This is a genomic window from Lipingzhangella halophila, from assembly GCF_014203805.1.
Lineage (GTDB): Bacteria > Actinomycetota > Actinomycetes > Streptosporangiales > Streptosporangiaceae > Lipingzhangella > Lipingzhangella halophila.
In genome coordinates, this window is the sequence record NZ_JACHJT010000001.1 from 3,020,753 (window position 1) to 3,036,097 (window position 15,345).

Sequence of the window (15,345 nt, forward strand, 5' to 3'; positions counted from 1 at the left end):
GTACGTCCAGCGAGCCGCCGGCTCAGCGCCGGTGCGGTGCCTGGCGCAGCGCCGCCGCCACGATGTCCAGGGCCTCATTGGGATTGAGCCCGAGCCGGGCGACAACGTCCGCGTATTGCTGGGCAGCGGTCACGGCCTCGGCCCGCTGGTCGTCGCCCCCGGCCGCTACGAAGGTCCCGGAGCGGCCGCGCGTCTCGACCACCCCGGCCTGCTCCAGCTCACGGTAGGCACGCGCCACCGTGTTGACCGCGACCGAGAGCCGCTCCGCGAGGGCGCGGACGGTGGGCAGCTTGAACCCCACGGGGATGTCGCCCCGGGCCGCCGCGTTCGCCACCGAGGCCCTGATCTGCTCGTACGGGGGCACCTTCGACGCTGGATCTATCCGGATGAAATCCGGCATCCTCGTCCCCATTTCCTGCCGTGGTCCGTGCCCGGTTCGGGCCCTGTGCTGCGCGATCCTGCCATCCCTGGACCAGGCACGCACCCACCAACGCGTCCGCTACCCGACCTGCTGGCTCCGCGGTGCCTCCTCGATCCCGTGCAGGCGGTGGGTCTCGCGCTCGGTGAGTAGCCGCTCGGCGAGCTCGGTAGCCTCCTTGACGTCCGGCCGGGCCAGGCGCTTGCGGCGGTAGATGCGGTCGGTGTGGCCGCGCGGGCCGATCAGCACGCGCTGGCGGGCATACGCGGCGCGCATCGCCTCGGTCAGGGCCCGGTCGAGATCCATCCCGCGCCGTTTCAGTTCCGGGTAATCCGCTCCCTGGTTGTGTGCTTCGTAGAGCTCGCGCTCGGCGGAGGCAACGGCTTCGAGCAGCGCGGGAAGCCGCTCGGCGAGCTCCCGATCCTCGGCGTTGCGGCGCTGCGCGTCATCTTCGACCTTCCGAGAGGCCAACAACCCCATGCTCGCTCCATTCCGGGTGTTCCCAACGATCGAATGCCCACCTTAAAGGTGGTGCGAACGGTTTCGCGCGATGGGTGCGCCGCAAACCGCTACCTTTACAAAGTAAGCCTATACTTGTCCGGGTGAGCAGAAACAATGCTGGACTCAGTGCCGAACGCATCATCACCGAAGCGCTGCGCATCATCGACGGCCAAGGGCTGCGCCGGCTGACCATGCGCCGGCTCGGGGACACCCTCCAGGTCGAGGCGATGGCGATCTACCACCACTTCCCGCTGGGCAAGGAGCAGTTGTTCAACGCGATCGTGGAGTACGTCACCGATGTCACGCGCAACTGCGAGTCCGGGGACGCGCCCGGCGAAGACGGCGAGCCTGCCGATGACGGGCCCGCGGAGGCCGAGGAGGAGGCGGAACCGGCCGCCGACGACCGCCCGTGGGACGAACGGCTGCGGACCTGGGCCCATGACTACCGCGCGGCGCTGCTGCGGCACGCTGGCGCACTGACGTTGCTCATCAACCGCCGGCCCGAGTCCGCGGCGGCCATGCGCGCCCTGGAGAGCCACTATGCCGCGTTCGCGGAGGCGGGGTTGCGCGGGCCCGCCATCGTCGACGCCGCCGCCGCACTCGACTCCTACGTCACCGGCGCCGTCATCCACCAGGTACGCAGCGAGGGGCTCGGCAGCCCGGACCCCGCGGCGATCGACGGGCGCTTCCCGACCGTGGCCCTCCTGGCCCAGGAGGCGGCGCCCGATCCGGAGCGCAGCTTCAGCGCGGGCCTCGACGCGCTGCTCGCGGCCCTGACCCGGGACGCCGAGCCGGCGAGCTGACCTGGGGAGCCCGGGGCGGCAGGCCGCGTCCCGGCTCAGGAGGAAGGCGCGGGCTGCCCCGAGCCGGTCTGCCGGCGGAGCTCGGCCCGCTGGGCCCGGTGCTCGCGCGCCTCGTCGGGGTCGAGCACCGGCGCCGCCGCCAGCAACTGCCGAGTGTAGGGGTGGCTCGGGTCCTCGTAGACGTCGTCGCCGCGGCTCATCTCGACGATCCGCCCCTTGCGCATGACCGCGACCCGGTCGCTGACCTGCCGCACCACGGCCAGGTCGTGCGCGACGAAGATGTAGGTCAGCTCAAGGTCGTCCTGCAGCTCCGACAGCAGCCGCAGCATCTGCTCCTGCGTGGAGACGTCCAGTGCCGACACCGGCTCATCGCAGACGACCAGCTTCGGACGCAGGATGAGCGCCCGTGCGATCGCGATCCGCTGCCGCTGCCCGCCGGAGAACGCGTGCGGGAACCGGTTGTAGTGCCGCGGTTCCAGCCCCACGCGTTCCAGCAGCTCCTGGACGCGGGTCCGGATGAGCGCGGTGTCGCGCACGCCCTGCACGCGCAGTGCCGTTCCGATGCTGTCGCCGATCGTCATCCGCGGGTTCAGCGAGGAGTAGGGGTTCTGGAAGATCATCTGCATGTCGCGGCGCAGCGGGCGGAGCCGCCGCTCGGGCAGTCGGGTGATGTCGTGCCCCTGGAAGACGACCCTGCCCTCGGTGGGCTGCAGCAGCCGGGTGATCATCCGTACCAGAGTGCTCTTGCCCGATCCGGACTCGCCGACCACCCCGAGTGTCTCCCCCTTGTGCAGCTCGAAGGAGACACCGTCGACGGCGTAGAAGTCGCTGCCCCCTCCGAAGGTCCCGCCGCGCACCCGGAACCGCATGCGCACGTCCTCGACCCGCACCAGCGGGGTCTCGGCGCTCTCGTGGGCCTCGTGCCCGGGTCCCTCGGCCGGCCGGGCGGCCGGCGCACCGTCCTGCCCAACGCGCTCTCGCGGGCGCCGCCGCAGGGCGCCGAACCGCGGGGTGTCCGCGGCCTTCAGCGCCTCGCGCACCGCCTCCTCGGTGCCCGAGCCGCTGGCATGTTCGCGGCGCTCCGCCCGGACGCGCGCCCGACGCTCGGCGTTCGAGACGTCGACGCGCGGCACCGCGTCCAGCAGCGACCGGGTGTAGGGGTGTTCGGGCCGGGAGAGGACCTGGCGTACCTCCCTGTGTTCGACCGCCACGCCGTCCCGCATCACCAGCACCTCGTCCACGGAGCCGGCCACCACCGCCAGGTCGTGGCTGACCAGGATGAGCGCCATCCCCATCTCGTGGCGCAGGTCGTCCAGCAGGTCCAGGATCTGCGCCTGCACGGTGACGTCCAGGGCCGTCGTCGGCTCATCGGCGAGCAGCACCTTGGGTTCGCACATCAGCCCCACGGCGATCAGCGCGCGCTGGCGCATCCCCCCGGAGAACTCGTGCGGGTAGGAGCGGACGCGTTTGGCGGGCTCCGGGATACCGACACGGTCCAGGGCCTCGGCCGCCCGCCGGCGCGCCGCCGCGCTCCCGGCTTCGGGCCGGTGCGTGCGGTAGGCCTCGATGAGCTGGTCACCGATAGTGTACTGCGGGTGCAGCGAGGACATCGGGTCCTGGAACACCATCGCGATGTCGTTGCCGCGCATCGCGCGGACCTTGGCGTCGCTCGCGTGCGTGACACGGGGCTCCCGGGGGTGCGTGTCGTCCGGTTCGGTGCGCACCACCTCGGTGCCGGCGACGGTGATGTCACCGGTGATCCGGGCCCTGGTTCCGCGGTGCAGCCCCATGAGCGCGAGTGACGTGGCGCTCTTACCGGAGCCCGACTCGCCCACGATCCCCAGCGCACCGCCGGGCGCCACCTCGAACGACAGCCGGTCGACGGCGCGAACGTCGCCGTCCATCGTCGGGAAGGTGACGGCGAGGTCGTTGACGCGCACGACAGGCTCACTGGGGTCCGTCGTCCGCTGCGGGGATTCCGACGTGCTCATTGCCCACCGTCCTTCGGGTCGGGCCCTCTGCCGGGGCGGGTCATGCGCGCGCCACCCGCACGCGGGGATCGATCCAGGCGTAGAGGACGTCAACGATCAGGTTGCACACCACGATGAAGAAGGCGCCGAAGAGGGTGACGCCGAGGATGACCGGCAGGTCATTGGAGGTGATGCCCTCGACGGCGTACCGCCCGACACCGTTCAGCGAGTACACGGTCTCGGTGAGGACCGCCCCGCCCAGCACCATTCCGATATCGAGCCCGAAGATCGTCACGATGGGCGTCAGGGTGGGACGCAGCCCGTGCTTGAGGATCACCCGGCCTTCGGTAAGCCCCTTGGCGCGGGCGGTGCGGATGTAGTCCTCGCCCAGCGTCTCCAACATGCCGCCCCGGGTCTGGCGGGCGTACTGCGCGGCGTGCAGGAACGCCAGGGTGAGCCAGGGCAGTAACATTCCCACCGCCCACTGCGCCGGGTTCTCGGTGAACGGCGTGTAGCCGGGGATGGGCAGGATCTCCCAGGCGTGCACCAGGAGCGCGAGGGCGAGCAGGCCGGTGAAGAAGACCGGCAGTGACACCCCGGCCAGGGCCGCGCCCATGGCCAGCCGGTCGAACAGGCTGCCCTTCTTGACGGCGGAGATGACCCCGACGGCGACCCCGCCGACCAGCCAGAAGACGGCGGCACCGATGGCCATCGACCCGGTTACCGGAAGTCGGCTGATGATCTCGGGGAAGACCGCCTGGTAGGTCTGGAAGGAGTACCCGAAACAGGGTGCGGCGCACTCCACGGTCTGGCCGCCAAACTCGTACTCGGTGCCGAGGACGATGCCCTTGACGAACTCCCAGAACTGCAGGATGACGGGCTGGTCCAGGTTGAGCCGGTTGACCGTGTTGTCGAGGGCCTCGGTCGTGGGGGCCTTGCCCACGTACATCGCGGCCATCTGCCGGGGTGACTGTCCGGCCAGTCGGGGGATGACGAAGAAGATCAGGAACGTCACCAGGGTGACGACCGCGAGTAGCACCACCCCGGCCCCGAGCCGGCGAAGAATGTAGCTGAGCACGATACCTCCTCCGGGCCCGGGTCAGTCGGTCGAGCGCGGGTCGAACGCGTCCCGCAGGCCGTCGCCGAGCAGGTTGAACGCGAGGACGGTGATGAAGACGGCCAACCCCGGGATGATCACGAAGTGCGGTGAGGTCTGGTAGAAGTCCAGCGAGTCCGCCAGCATCCCGCCCCAGGTCGGCGTGGGCGGGTTGATCCCGACACCGAGAAAGGACAGGGACGCCTCGAAGATGATGTTGGTGGGGATCAGCAGCGTCGAGTAGATGAGGATCGGGGTGACCAGGTTGGGCATCAGCTCCCGCAGCAGGATGTGCCGGTTGCTCGCCCCGAGGCTGCGCGCGGCCTCGATGAACTCGCGCTCCCTGAGGGTCAGGACCTGGCCGCGGACGATCCGCCCGATGTAGGGCCAGTTGAAGAACCCGATGATGAAGATCAGTAACGCGATCCGGAGCGAGTTTCCCTCGAGGCCGAACGCGCCGTCGGGGATCACGCCCGAGAGCGCGATCGCGAAGAGCAGCAACGGGAACGCGAGGAAGATGTCCATCGCCCGGCTGATCGCGGAGTCGACCCAGCCGCCGAAGTACCCGGCCACCGCACCGAGGATGGTGCCGATGACCACGCAGAGGACGGTGGCGCCGAACGCGACGAGCAGCGAGATCCGCGCTCCGTGGACGATGCGGCTGAACAGGTCACGGCCGTTGCCCGGCTCCAGGCCGAGTAGGTGCTGTGAGCTGATTCCCCCCCACGGGTCGATCCCCGCGGCCGGGTTGTCTGGGTCGCGCAGCGGAGCGAATGTCAGCGGATCGATGAGGTCCTCGTGGAACTGGGTCGGCGGGTAGCCGAAGATCCGCGTGAGCAGGGGCGCGAGGAGGGCCATCAGGATCAGGAGGACCACGACGATCCCGCCGGCCATGGCGACCTTGTCCTGGCGGAACCTCTGCCAGGCGACCTGCCGCAAGGAGCGGTTTCCCGTGTCGGTCCCGGCCTGGGCCGCGTCCGGGGCGCCCTTGGACGTCTCGGACTTGTCCAGGGGGGCGGTCATCGCACCACTTCCCACTTCTCGCTCGTGGCTGCGGGGCTGCTTCCCGGCCGAACCACCGGGACCGGAGCGGCCCGATGGACGCGGTCATGCGCCCGCACCCGGCCGATCCGGCGCACCGACGGTGAGTGGATGGTCTCACCGGCGATGTCGCGTGCGCCAGTTCTCCCGCATCGTGCGAGGCAGAACGCCTAACGATTCCCGGATTACAGCGCACGGCGCATAATCTACGCCGGAGTTCGTGACAAATCGTCTAGTTGAACACGATGTAGCGGAATCGTGACTGCTACCTCATCGGCCCGTCATGCCACGTAGCGTAACGACGCGAGGTCGGCGTACACGAGAAACGCCCCGCCCGGGAGGGCGGGGCGTGCCAGGGGCAGGCGCGGTGCGCCGCGAGCCGAAGGCGGGACGAAGAGGGCGCAGCGAAGCGCTGGAGCGGTGTCAGCGGCTCACTCGATACCGTGCTTGCGCAGCAGATCCTCGATATCGCCCATGTCGTCGTCGCCCCCTTCGGACTTCGTCTGCGAGGACGAGGCAGGCTGCTGCTTGCCGGAGGTGACCGCCGCACTACTGTCGCCACCGGCCGTGGCCTCGGCGGCCCGCGGACGCTGGTTGGTGCCGATCCCGCGTGCGCGCATAACCCCCGAGACGACCCACAGCACCACGGCCAGGCCCGCCACGATCACGCCGGCCCACACCACGGGGTTGAGCGCCAGACCCACGAAGAACGAGAGGGTGTCGGTGACGAGGATGTATCCGACCCGCCAGATGGTCGTCATGAGACCGACCAGGCCGGCCGCCAGCGGCAGTAGTGACCACGCGACCCCGCGAAGCCCGGACGCGGCTCCCCTACGCCGCCAGACAAACCAGGAGATGACCAGCCCCACTACTGTGAGGCCGCCACCGAGGATCCACCCTGTGATCGGCAACGTTTCCATACTTTCAGTCTCCCATTCCGGCGCGGCGTTGCACATCGGGTCGATCCCCTAAGGAACCGGCCCCGTGCTGGCCCGTGATCCTGGCCCCGGACCAGCACGGTATCCGCTTTCCCTGTGCCTTCCCGCCACCGGCGAGGAGAACCCTCCCGCGCGGTGAGCCGGCCGCCGGGCCAGCGCACCGGCGGGAGCTAGGTCTCGGTGGTGCCGAGCGTCATGTAGTCGTACATCTTCCAGCTCGGGTTGAAGTACACGTTGGTCAGGTTGTCCGGCCGGTACAGCACCGGCTTGTGGAAGACCATTGGCACCAGCACCGCCTCTTCCATCACCAGCTGGTCGAGCTTCTCGTACTCCTCGGCGCGCACCTGCGGGTCATCCATCTTGACGACCTGGTCGAGGGTCTTGTTGAACTCCTCGTTGTCGAACTCGGCGACGTTGTAGTTGCTGGCCTTCTTGATGGCGCTGCCGTGCAGGATCTGGCTGAAGTAGCCGTAGCCGGTGAGCCAGTCGGGCATCCAGCCGTGGAGGGCCAGGCCGAGTTCGTTCTCCTGGACGTAGTCCGGGGATCCGACCCGGCTGGTGCTGAACTGTTTCGTGGGGAACTGCTCGATGGTGACGTCGATCCCGGCGCGCTCCAGGCTCTCCTTGATCGACTCGCCGGCGCGCACCTCGGCCGGACGATCGCTGCGCACGGCGAGGTTGGCGGAGAACCCGCCGCCCTCGCCGCACTCCTCCAGCTTGGCCTCGGCCTCGTCGATGTCGCCCTCGCCGTCCTGGGACGGGTAGGCGTTATACTCGGCGTTGGCCCCCGGGACCGCGGGCGGCAGGACCTGGGTCGCCTTGGTACCGCCGGTCTTGCCACCCCAGGCGCGCTGCACACTTCCGCGGTCGACCGCGTACTGCACCGCCTGCCGGCACGCGAGGTCGTCGAACGGCTCCACCTTGGTGTTCACGTTCATGAAGTAGTGGGCCTGGTTCTCCGGGTTGTCGAGGCGGGTCTTCGTGGCCTCGTCGTTGACCGCCTCACCCTTGGCCCCCGGGCCCAGGCCGGTACCGGCGAGGTCGACATCGAGCTCGCCGTTCTGCAGCCGTTGGTCGATCTCGTTCTGGTCGACGCCCTCCTCGACGGTGATCCGGTCCGGCAGCGCCGTGCGGATGGGGTCGGACTCGGGGTCCCACTCGTCGTTGCGCACCAGGGCCAGGCCGTCGCCCGACGTCCACTCATCCTCGAACTTGTAGGGGCCCGAGGAGATCGGGCTCGCCTGATACCGTTCCCCGGGCTTCTCGGTGTCGACCGGCACGGGGGAGCTCTGCGGCTGCACCAGGACGTACGGGAAGTCGACGAACTTCTCCTTCAGGTGGAAGACGAGGGTGTGGTCGTCGGGGGTCTCAACTCCCCCGAGCCCTTCCAACGGGTCCTCGGCGTCGGTGAAGGGGCCCTCGTAGTCCCCGCTCTTGGCCAGGTGCTCCTTGTAGTACTTGGGGCCGCCCGGGAGCGCGTCGGGGCCGAAGTTGGACCGCGCGATGTTGAATTTGATGTCCTCGGCGACGATCTCGGAGCCGTCCTCGTACGTGAGGCCCTCCTTCAGCTTGACGGTGTAGGTCTTCCCGTCGTTACCGACCTCCGGCTGCCCCTTGGCCAGGTCGGGAACGACCTCACGGGCGGCCTGGCCGGGCTCCGACGCGTAGGTGTAGAGGGTACGCGCGTAGTACCGGCTGAAGTTCCACATGTAGCCGTAGTAGGTGTTGCCCGGGTCGGTGCTCTCGATGTCCGACGTGATCGCGTAGCGAAGCGTCCCGCCCTTCTCGTCGCTGGAGTTGACGACCTCGCTGACACCCTGGTCGAACTCGCCGGGTCCCCCGTCGTCGCCGCCACTTCCGCACGCCGAGAGCACCAGCGACGCCGATGCGCCGAGCGCGATCCAGCCCAATGCGGTTCTACTCACAGTTCCGCCTCCCGTCTGTACTTGTGGTACGTACGCACTTCGGCGGGCCGGTGGTCTCGGGGTCGCCGAGCCACCGGCAGGGGAGCGAGTCTCTTGACACTGGGGACCGATCCCGCCCGCCCGATGCGCATTCCGGCAAATGTAGGCGGGATTTAGTCACAATTCATCTAAGGCGCGGTAACTAGTGCAACCCGAACCGCGCTCGGTTACCGGGGACATAGGGGGCCGCGGCGAGTATGTCCAGGACACGACTGGTGCACGCGGCGACACGGAGAGACGCGGCCGGCAGGGGTACCGGCCGCGGGGCGGCCGGCCGCTAGGGGGTGGGGCTCAGCCGCGCTGTTCCCGCACGAGCGCGCCCATCCAGCGGAGGTCGACCCCGACCAGGGAGTCGAGCACGGTGAGGCCGTCGGCCTCCTCGAGAGCCACCATCGAGGGCACCGCGACAGTGACGCAGCCTGCCGCCACGGCCGAGGCGATACCGACCGGCGAGTCCTCGACCGCCACGCACCTCGCCGGGTCGGCGCCCAGCAGGCGGGCGGCGCGCAGGTACGGGTCGGGGGCGGGTTTGTTCTGCTCCACCTCGTCGCCGGCGACCGTCACATCGAAACTTCCGGCGCCGATGCCGCCGATCGCGGCGTCGACCACAGACCGCTCTGTTGACGTCACCAGCGCCATGGGGACGTCGGAGCGCGCGACCGCGGCGACGAGTTCCTTGGCGCCCGGACGCAGTTCCACACCACCGGCGAGCTGGCGGGAGAACGCCGCGCGCAGCTCCGCGGCAACGGCGGCGGGCGGCACGTCGGTGCCGGTCAGCTCGATGATGTACCGAGTGACCGGCACCGAGGCCGCGCCCACGTTGCGGCGGTGGTCCTCGTCGGTCCACACGCCGCCGAGGCCGGAGACGACCTCGCGTTCAGCCCTCCCCCACAGCGCTTCGCTGTCGACAAGCGTGCCGTCCATGTCGAGCAGGACGGCCTGCGGGGCGACGCCAGCGTGGTCGGGCACTGCCGCGTCTGTGGGGGGACCGATCATGTGCTGAAGTACTTCGCTTCCGGGTGGTGCACGACGATCGCGTCGGTTGCCTGCTCGGGAACGAGCTGGAACTCCTCGGACAGCGTGACGCCGACCCGCTCGGGCTCCAGCAGCTTCATGATCTTGGCCCGGTCCTCCAGCTCCGGGCACGCCCCGTACCCCAGGGAGAACCGCGCACCGCGGTAGCCCAACTTGAAGAACTGCTCCAGGTCGTCGGGGTCCTCCGCGGCGAAGCCCAGCTCCTTGCGGATCCGGGTGTGCCAGTACTCCGCGAGCGCCTCGGTGAGCTGCACGGACAGGCCGTGCAGCTCCAGGTAGTCGCGGTAGGCGTTCTTCTCGAACAGCTCCTGGGTGGCCCGGCTGATCCCGCCACCAACCGTGACGACCTGGAACGTCGCCACGTCGGTCTCGCCGGATTCCTTGGGCCGCCAGAAGTCGGCGAGGCAGAGGTGCCGGTCGCGGCGCTGGCGCGGGAAGGTGAAGCGCTCGCGCTCGGAACCGTCCTCGTCGAGCACAACCAGGTCGTCGCCCTCGCTGTAGCAGGGGAAGTGTCCGTAGACGACCGCGGCCTCGAGCAGCCCTTCGGTCTGGATCCGGTCCAGCCACATGCGCATGCGCGGCCGGCCCTCGGTCTCGATCAGCTCCTCGTAGCTCGGGCCGTCACCGCGGGAACCCTTCAGGCCCCATTGCCCCATGAACGTGGCGCGCTCGTCGAGGAAGGCGGCGTAGTCCGCGAGCGGGATGCCCTTGCTGATGCGGTCGCCCCAGAACGGCGGCGCGGGGACCGGGTTGTCGGTCGCCACGTCACTGCGCGCGGGCATGTCCTCGGGCGCGGTGACCTCCAACGTGGCACCGCCCTTCACCCTGCGCTTGCGCAGGGCAGGCAGCTCGGCTCCCTCGACCCCCTTCTTGACGTCCATGAAGGCGTCCATCAGGCGCAGGCCCTCGAAGGCGTCCTTGGCGTAGCGGACCTCGCCCTGGAACATGTCGGCGAGGTCCTCCTCGACGAACGAACGGGTGAGTGCGGCGCCGCCGAGCAGCACAGGGAACTTGCTGGAGAGCCCGCGGGAGTTCATCTCCTGCAGGTTCTCCTTCATGATCACCGTGGACTTCACCAGCAGCCCGGACAACCCGATGATGTCGGCCTTCTGCTCCTCCGCGGCTTCGAGGATCGTCGACACCGGCTGCTTGATGCCGAGGTTGACGACGTCGTAGCCGTTGTTGGAGAGGATGATGTCGACCAGGTTCTTGCCGATGTCGTGCACGTCGCCCTTGACGGTGGCGAGCACGATGCGGCCCTTGCCGTCGTCGTCGGTCTTCTCCATGTGCGGTTCGAGGTGCGCGACCGCGCCCTTCATCGTCTCGGCGGACTTCAGCACGAAGGGAAGCTGCATCTCCCCCTTGCCGAACAGGTCACCGACGACCTTCATCCCGGCGAGCAGGTGGTCGTTGACGATTTCGAGCGCCTTCTTCTCCTGCAGCGCCTCGTCGAGGTCGGCCTCGATCCCGTTCAGCTCGCCGTCGATGATCCGCCGCTCCAGCCGGTCCCACAGCGGAAGCTTGGCCAGCGCGTCGGCGCGCGAGGCCTTGAGCGCCTGGGCGTCCACGCCCTCGAACAGGTCGAGGAACTTCGACAGCGGGTCGTAGTCCTCGGTGCGCCGGTCGTAGACCATGTCCAGGGCGACCTGGCGCTGCTCGTCGGGGATCTGGTTCATCGGCAGGATCTTGGAGGCGTGCACGATCGCGGAGTCGAGTCCGGCCTCCATCGCCTCGTGCAGGAACACCGAATTCAGCACGATGCGCGCCGCGGGGTTCAGCCCGAAGGAGAGGTTGGACAGCCCGAGCGTGGTCTGCACCTCCGGGTAGCGGCGCTTCACCTCGCGGATCGCGTCGATGGTCTCGATGCCGTCGCGCCGGGTCTCGTCCTGGCCTGTGCCAATCGGGAAGGTGAGGGTGTCGATGATGATGTCCCCGACGTTCATCCCCCACTTCTCCACGAGCTCGTCGATGAGCCGCACCGCGACGCGGACCTTCCAGTCGCAGGTGCGCGCCTGGCCCTCCTCGTCGATGGTCAGCCCGACCACAGCGGCGCCGTGCTCCTTGACCAGCGGCATCACCCGGTTGATCTTGGAGTCGGGGCCGTCTCCGTCCTCGTAGTTGACCGAGTTGACGAGCGCGCGGCCGCCGAGCAGCTCCAGGCCGGCCTCGATCACGTTGGGTTCGGTGGAGTCGAGCATGATCGGCAGCGTGGAGGCGGTGGCCAGCCGCGAGGCCAGCTCGCGCATGTCCCGCGCGCCGTCGCGGCCGACGTAGTCGACGTTGAGGTCGAGCATGTGCGCGCCATCACTGATCTGGTCACGCGCGATCTCGACGCAGTCGTCGTAGCGCTCCTCGACCATCGCCTCGCGGAACTTCTTCGAGCCGTTGGCGTTCGTGCGCTCGCCGACCGCGAGGTAGCTGGCGTCCTGGCGGAAAGGCACGGTCTGGTAGAGCGAGGCCGCGGACGCCGGGTTGAAGGGCTGGCGCTCCTTGACCGGACGGCCCCGGACACGCTCGACGACCTGGCGCAGGTGCTCGGGCGTGGTGCCGCAGCAGCCGCCCACCATGGACAGGCCGAACTCGGTGGTGAAGGTGTCGTGGGCGTCGGCCAGCTCATGCGGCTGCAGGGGGTAGACGGCACCGTCGGTACCCAGCTCGGGCAGCCCGGCGTTGGGCATGCAGGAGATCGGCACGCTCGCGTGCTGGGAGAGGTAACGCAGGTGCTCGCTCATCTCGGCCGGGCCGGTGGCGCAGTTCAGGCCGATCATGTCGATACCAAGGGGCTCCAGCGCGGTTACCGCCGCGCCGATCTCCGAGCCGAGCAGCATGGTGCCGGTGGTTTCGATGGTGACCTGGGCGATGATCGTGATGTTGGAGCCGGTGGCTTTCCGCGCACGCTGGGCCGCGATCACCGCGGCCTTCGTCTGCAGCAGGTCCTGGCACGTCTCGATCAGAATGGCGTCGGCGCCACCGTCGATCAGGCCCTTGTGGCACTGCTCGTAGTAGTCGCGCAGGGTGGTGAACGGGGCGTGGCCGAGGCTGGGCAGTTTGGTGCCGGGCCCAACGGCCCCGAGGACGTAGCGGGGGTGGTCGGCTGTCGAGTACTCATCGGCGACATCGCGGGCGATCCGGGCGCCGGACTCGGCGAGCTCATAGGTGCGGTCGACGATGTCGTACTCGCCCAGGTTACCGAAGTTGGCGCCGAACGTATTGGTCTCAACACAGTCGACGCCCACGTCGAAGAAGGCGGCGTGGGTCGACCGCACGACGTCGGGGCGAGTGACGTTGAGGATCTCGTTGCAGCCTTCGTGCCCCTGGAAATCGTCGAGGCCGAGATCGTGATCTTGCAGCATGGTGCCCATCGCACCGTCAGCGACGATGACACGTTGGGCGAGGGCATCTCTGAAGGAGAGTCGAGAACTCATGTCTCTCAACTGTAGTGTCGATCGCCCCCGCGCACCCGCTACGGGGTACCCCTCCCGCGATTTTCCGAACATCATTGCTGGTCACAGCTTCGCTAATGGGAGGCTCGGCGGATTCTCCCGAGATTGGCACCCCAGCGCGGTCCGTCGTTACGTCGTGACGGCGTCAGCCCATAGGGTGGACGTGTCCGTGCCACACGGACCCGGCAGCACGGCAGTTTGCCGTCGAAAGACCGGGCGGAACATGGTAAGCCTGGGAAACGCGTCCACGCGCGCGTTTGTCAGTGTCAGTGCAACCAACCGGATGGCTACCCTAAGGGCCCCCGGAATGTGAGGAGGCGGCCGGTGCCTGAGCTCGGCAGCGACCCTGAGCTCGTCGAGCCCGTCATGGTGGCCGCGTTCGATGGCTGGAACGACGCCGGCGAGGCCGCCAGCGCCGTCGTCGAGCATCTGGCCTCGATCTGGGACGCCGACGAATTGCTCGCTCTGGAGCCGGACGACTACTACGACTTCCAGGTCTCCCGGCCGCGAACGACGGTAGTCGACGGTGAGAACCGGGGCATCACCTGGCCGACGACCCGGGTCTCGGTGGCCCGGCCGTCAGGCAGCAGGTCCGATGTGGTTCTGGTCAGTGGTGCCGAACCGAACATGCGCTGGCGCGGGTTCTCCGCCGACCTGCTCACGATCGCCCGCGATCTTGGCGTGCGGCGGGTGATCCTGCTGGGCGCGCTGCTCGCCGACGCACCGCACACGCGTCCCGTGCCGGTCACCAGCGTGGCCTTCCCGAGCGAGCTCGGCACGGCGCTGAACCTGGAGCCCACCGCCTACGAGGGCCCCACCGGCATCGTCGGCGTGCTGCACGACACTTTCGCCTCGGCCGGGGTCGAGACAGTCTCGTTGTGGGCGGCGGTGCCGCACTACGTGGCCCAGCCGCCGTGCCCGAAGGGCACCCTGGCCCTGCTGCGCAGGGTCGAGGACGTCCTCGACGCCACCGTGCCACTGGGCGACCTGCCCGAGGAGGCGCGGGCCTGGGAGCGCGGCGTCGACGAGCTCGCCTCTGAGGACGACGACATCGCCGGATACGTCCGCAGCCTTGAGGAGGCCAAGGACGCCGCCGAGCTGCCCGAGGCCTCCGGCGACGCCATTGCCCGCGAGTTCGAGCGCTACCTCAAGCGCCGGGGCCGCGGTTAGCGGCGAGCACGAGCACGGTGTTTTCCGGGCCCGGCGGTACGGCGGCACCGTTGGGCTACCGGGCCCGTGGCGTTACTCCGTAACCAAGATCCGCCGCCACTCGTCCGTGGCCAGCACGATCGCCCATGCGCCGGCGATGCGCGCCAGACCGCGCCGCACCTCGTTCACCACGGCGGGGGCCAGGATCGGTTCCTCCTCCGGATCCATGCGCACGGTCACCCGGAGGCCGTCGAGGACGCGCTGCCCCCGTGCCAGCGCCTCGTCGCCGGCCGGCCCGCCCGCGGCGCGCAGCAACTGCGCACGCATCCCGTCCCGAAGCGCGATCGCCTCGTCGAAGTCAGCGACCGTGATCGGGATGGCGCCGTCGGTGATGAGCCGTTGGTCACGGAGGAACTGGGCCAGGTCCGCGCGGTCGGCCAGCGCGTCGCCGGTGGCGACGAACGCGCTGACGAGGTCGGCGGCGGTTCTCTGTGCTGTGAGGGTGGTCATAGCCCCATCCCATCACGGAACGGCACCCGGTGATGACATGAAGTGTGTTTTCTGGCCGCGGGTCCGTTATGGCCGGATTCCGGGTTCTTGTGGGATCCCGTCCGAGTACTGCGCCTGGTCGCCGGAAGGGATGCCGCAACGCCTACATCGGTGATGGGGGTGGGCGGTACGGCGCCCAACGCAGGCGGCGGCGACGGCGGATGGGCCAGCCCGGTCGCCGGTACGGGTGCCCGGCGGTGACGCTGCCCAACGAAGGCAACGAAGGCGGCGGATGGGCCGCCCCCAATGATCGCTACGGGTGCCCGATGGTGACGCGCCCGACGGGGGCGACGAGGCGGGTGGTGGGTCCAGCGGGGTGTCCGTGGCGTCGTTCTCGGTGCTGGGTCGTATCGAGGGTGACCGTGGGGGCGGTCTCGGCACTGAGTATGTCCGTACGGTCAGTTTCGGTGCGGCGTGAGCCCGGCGACACCAGGAAAC

Annotated in this window: 12 protein-coding genes; 2 read left to right on the forward strand and 10 right to left on the reverse strand. The window is 69.1% G+C overall.

Annotated elements, in window-relative coordinates; all coding sequences use genetic code 11:
- Positions 1–22 precede the first annotated feature (22 nt).
- Positions 23–400: a GntR family transcriptional regulator gene (locus F4561_RS14020; protein ID WP_184579188.1), complete on the reverse strand. Its 378-nt coding sequence runs from the start codon at positions 398–400 to the stop codon at positions 23–25.
- A 99-nt stretch (positions 401–499) separates the two neighbouring features.
- A complete protein-coding gene (locus tag F4561_RS14025; protein WP_184579191.1) occupies positions 500–898 on the reverse strand; it encodes a hypothetical protein in 399 nt (132 codons plus the stop codon).
- A 122-nt stretch (positions 899–1,020) separates the two neighbouring features.
- Between F4561_RS14025 and F4561_RS14030 the strand changes: the two genes are divergently transcribed.
- On the forward strand, positions 1,021–1,722 hold the full coding sequence (locus F4561_RS14030) for a TetR/AcrR family transcriptional regulator (RefSeq protein ID WP_184579194.1): 702 nt from the start codon (positions 1,021–1,023) through the stop codon (positions 1,720–1,722).
- Between the two features lie 35 nt (positions 1,723–1,757).
- Here the strand turns inward: F4561_RS14030 and F4561_RS14035 are convergent, their stop codons facing one another.
- The 7 genes from F4561_RS14035 to metH all read right to left on the reverse strand — a co-directional run bounded on the left by F4561_RS14035 (position 1,758) and on the right by metH (position 13,191).
- Positions 1,758–3,713 (reverse strand): dipeptide ABC transporter ATP-binding protein, encoded by a 1,956-nt coding sequence (locus F4561_RS14035; protein ID WP_184579197.1) that lies wholly within the window; start codon positions 3,711–3,713, stop codon positions 1,758–1,760.
- 40 nt (positions 3,714–3,753) lie between these two features.
- Entirely contained in the window at positions 3,754–4,770 is a 1,017-nt protein-coding gene (locus F4561_RS14040; protein WP_184579200.1) for an ABC transporter permease, read from the reverse strand.
- Between the two features lie 21 nt (positions 4,771–4,791).
- On the reverse strand, positions 4,792–5,811 hold the full coding sequence (locus F4561_RS14045; protein ID WP_184579203.1) for an ABC transporter permease: 1,020 nt from the start codon (positions 5,809–5,811) through the stop codon (positions 4,792–4,794).
- 449 nt (positions 5,812–6,260) lie between these two features.
- Positions 6,261–6,749: a cellulose synthase gene (locus F4561_RS14050; protein WP_184579208.1), complete on the reverse strand. Its 489-nt coding sequence runs from the start codon at positions 6,747–6,749 to the stop codon at positions 6,261–6,263.
- Between the two features lie 188 nt (positions 6,750–6,937).
- The gene (locus tag F4561_RS14055) at positions 6,938–8,692 is read right to left on the reverse strand and encodes an ABC transporter substrate-binding protein (RefSeq protein WP_184579211.1); all 1,755 of its coding nucleotides are present in this window, start codon (positions 8,690–8,692) and stop codon (positions 6,938–6,940) included.
- A 330-nt stretch (positions 8,693–9,022) separates the two neighbouring features.
- Positions 9,023–9,727, reverse strand: coding sequence for an HAD family hydrolase (locus tag F4561_RS14060; protein WP_184579214.1), 705 nt, complete (start codon positions 9,725–9,727; stop codon positions 9,023–9,025).
- Positions 9,724–13,191, reverse strand: a complete 3,468-nt coding sequence (metH, locus tag F4561_RS14065; RefSeq protein ID WP_184579217.1) for a methionine synthase — start codon at positions 13,189–13,191, stop codon at positions 9,724–9,726. Before metH ends, F4561_RS14060 begins: the two co-directional genes overlap by 4 nt.
- Before the next feature lie 342 nt (positions 13,192–13,533).
- Here metH and F4561_RS14070 point away from each other — a divergent pair, with 342 nt between their 5' ends.
- Positions 13,534–14,379 (forward strand): PAC2 family protein, encoded by an 846-nt coding sequence (locus F4561_RS14070; RefSeq protein WP_312885259.1) that lies wholly within the window; start codon positions 13,534–13,536, stop codon positions 14,377–14,379.
- 72 nt (positions 14,380–14,451) lie between these two features.
- Here the strand turns inward: F4561_RS14070 and F4561_RS14075 are convergent, their stop codons facing one another.
- Positions 14,452–14,868, reverse strand: coding sequence for an ABATE domain-containing protein (locus F4561_RS14075; RefSeq protein WP_184579220.1), 417 nt, complete (start codon positions 14,866–14,868; stop codon positions 14,452–14,454).
- Positions 14,869–15,345: the final 477 nt, after the last annotated feature.

Excerpts from the sequence above, each read along its gene's own strand:
- F4561_RS14020 (WP_184579188.1), bottom strand. The coding sequence starts at position 400 with ATGCCGGATTTCATCCGGATAGATCCAGCGTCGAAGGTGCCCCCGTAC.
- F4561_RS14025 (WP_184579191.1), bottom strand. The coding sequence starts at position 898 with ATGGGGTTGTTGGCCTCTCGGAAGGTCGAAGATGACGCGCAGCGCCGC.
- F4561_RS14035 (WP_184579197.1), bottom strand. The coding sequence starts at position 3,713 with ATGAGCACGTCGGAATCCCCGCAGCGGACGACGGACCCCAGTGAGCCT.
- F4561_RS14045 (WP_184579203.1), bottom strand. The coding sequence starts at position 5,811 with ATGACCGCCCCCCTGGACAAGTCCGAGACGTCCAAGGGCGCCCCGGAC.
- F4561_RS14050 (WP_184579208.1), bottom strand. The coding sequence starts at position 6,749 with ATGGAAACGTTGCCGATCACAGGGTGGATCCTCGGTGGCGGCCTCACA.
- F4561_RS14060 (WP_184579214.1), bottom strand. The coding sequence starts at position 9,727 with ATGATCGGTCCCCCCACAGACGCGGCAGTGCCCGACCACGCTGGCGTC.
- metH (WP_184579217.1), bottom strand. The coding sequence starts at position 13,191 with ATGAGTTCTCGACTCTCCTTCAGAGATGCCCTCGCCCAACGTGTCATC.
- F4561_RS14075 (WP_184579220.1), bottom strand. The coding sequence starts at position 14,868 with ATGACCACCCTCACAGCACAGAGAACCGCCGCCGACCTCGTCAGCGCG.